The 2,575-nt window shown below is 42.0% G+C and carries 2 protein-coding genes; both read right to left on the bottom strand.

Annotated elements, in window-relative coordinates; all coding sequences use genetic code 11:
- Positions 1-40: 40 nt before the first annotated feature.
- Positions 41-658 carry a hypothetical protein gene (locus WBA23_RS22875; protein WP_424584598.1) on the bottom strand — a complete coding sequence of 206 codons (618 nt, stop codon included), beginning with the start codon at positions 656-658 and terminating at the stop codon, positions 41-43.
- Between the two features lie 93 nt (positions 659-751).
- A partial coding sequence (locus WBA23_RS22870; RefSeq protein ID WP_424584597.1) for an alpha/beta fold hydrolase occupies positions 752-2,575 on the bottom strand: 1,824 nt, incomplete at its 5' end.

The following is a 2,575-nucleotide window of genomic DNA, read 5'->3' as shown; positions in this document are numbered from 1 at the left end:
TCTAGCTGCTTCTCTGGTAGAGGGTTTTTCGTCACAAAAATTAGTTTAATACCGGCTCGCTTACGGCATCGAACGATTCAGTTTCAACAGCTGCGGTTCGCAACTTCCCATACTTGAGCCAGAGTACACAGGCTATTTGAATCAAGGCAGCACAAACATAGGTCATAGGAGTTAGGTAGCTTTCCTGGAAGTAGGTTACATCCACTGGTACTTCAATAGCACCGTTTAGCAGTTGTTGGCTCGCTACTAGTCCATAACAGATAGCTAGTGATACTAGCATGACGCTTTTTTCTTTCCAGTCGTAAAGCACCCAAGGAATTAAAGTCATTGCTAATTGAGTACAGAAAAAAGGCACTAGCAGATCTTGCCCCTGCTGAATGATAGAGGCATGAAAAAGGGTTGCCAATGTAATCATTTGAAATGAATTGATAAATCGGGCAAGATGCACATACCGCAAATGATTTAGTAACAGAACAAAGGCAGAAATGACAAATAACAACGTAGGATAAATAGCTATAGCCGGATAGTGAGCGTAAATAAAGAATACATAAATGAAACCAATCCAGAAACACATGATGGCCATCTGGTTATTGAGTTCGGTTTTACGCTGTAAGTAAGGAGACATGGTGGGGTTTACCCCTAGTTTTGATAGTTTCATAGTTTAAGAAAGTTATAGGGTTTGAAATATTATTACATAAAGTGAGAAGATATACTCTGGAAAAACTGACATTCTCCCCGAGTAGTAAATTGTTTACATGACAGATGGTGTTGGCTGGATAGCTTCGGCCAATCGCTGGGATACAAGATCCTTATTACGACTTAGAAACCAATGATCTCCTTCCAGCACTTCTAGAGAAAACGCGTTAACTGTCTGTTCTCGCCACTGTTCTACTTCATTTGGATAGACTACTTCATCTTTATCAGCAGCAAAAGCAGTAATAGGAATTTCTAACTTACCGTTGGGCTGATATACATAGTTCATAATCATCGTCATATCCTTCCGCATGATCGGCAGAATTTTCTTCAAAAATTCTATATCGTCGATATACGACATCAGTGAAAGCAAACGCTCTTCAGAGTTAGCGAGAATGGCCGTTTCGCTAATAACGTCTCTTTCTTTCCACTTTTTGGTAAGCTGAGGGGCAATAGTACCGGAGATAAAAAGGCGGACTGGGCTTTTGCTCAACCTCTTTTTCAGATGCTTAATTAGCTCATAGCCTACCATACCACCGAAGCTATGGCCGAAAATAACAAATGGCTTATCCAGTAGTGGCTCCATCGCATAGGCCATATCTTTCACTAGTGTCAGAACGTCTTCGTAGTGAGGTTCATTCACGCGATTCTCCCGTCCGGGCAGCTGAAATGCTAATACCTCAGCGTCTTTTGGCGGATTATAAATGAAATGACTAAACATAGAAGCCCCTGCACCTACCGGATGAATGCAGAATATGCGAAACTGCACCTCTTCCTGGGGTATACCTTTCTTACGAACCAGCCACTGGTTGTAGACCTCAATATCTTTATCATCGGCAATTCCTGAAATATCAGTAGATACTTCCGCTACTTTTCTCTCTACAGACAAATCATCAATAAGCTGGCCAGATAATTCTCGGATGCTGGGCCCCTTAGCAATCTTCATTAACGGAAAATTAACTTCAAGCTTCTGCTGTATCCAGTTCCTAAGCTGATTGAGCATTAGTGAATCTAGTCCGATTTGAGTAATTGGAATGGTAGTCTCAATCTTTTCACTAGAAACACCCAAGATTTTCGCTAGTGACTCGGCAAGCTTCACCTCTAGAATCTGGTGTCTTTCTTCTACAGAAACTGATTTAAGCTGATCTACTAAGCCCTGCTCGCCTTGAGCACTAGAGACTGCCTCGGCTTTCATAAGGTGCGCAAACCGTGAATCGTCTTTTAGATTGTAATAAAAATCTTTAAACCGCCCCCAGTCCAAGTAGGCGGCCATACGGGATACTGGTTTATGCAACAAGACATTTTCAATCATATTAGTCACTTCTTGCAAACTCAGTAATCCCCAACCTTGATTAATCAACGCTTGAATTAACCGTCCGCCTTCTTTAGACATACCTGCATAATCGTCAAGTACTCCTAGATTAATAGCAGAACCTGCCATTCCCTGAGATTGCCGGAAAGCAGCCAGTTTGTCTAAGAAATTATTCGCCGATGAATAGTTTGTTTGCCCAGGGAAACCAAAAACCGCTGAAATTGAAGAAAACATTAAAAAGAAGTCAAGAGGAATTCCCTTGGTGGACTCGTGCAGATTCCAGGCTCCAATTGCTTTGGGTCGGAACACCTTCATAAACAGTTCGTGGTCCATTTTGGAAATTGGTTGGTCATCTAACATCGCTGCACTGTGGATAATACCCCGTAAGGGTGGTAGACATTGCTCAATGTAGGTAACCACTCCGGTCATATCCGAGAGATTCGTGATATCCAATTTAAATGAGTAGATATCTACTCCCTGAGATTGCATTTCAGCGGCTACTTCTCGATCATAATCAGACTTGTAACCACTACGACTCAACAGAACCAGTGTTTTGGCACCCCTCGAAAC

It is taken from the genome of Tunicatimonas sp. (genome assembly GCF_049647865.1).
In the GTDB taxonomy this organism is placed as follows: Bacteria; Bacteroidota; Bacteroidia; order Cytophagales; family Cyclobacteriaceae; genus Tunicatimonas.
This window is presented reverse-complemented; position numbering and strand designations above follow the sequence as displayed.

Excerpts from the sequence above, each read along its gene's own strand:
- WBA23_RS22875 (WP_424584598.1), bottom strand. The coding sequence starts at position 658 with ATGAAACTATCAAAACTAGGGGTAAACCCCACCATGTCTCCTTACTTA.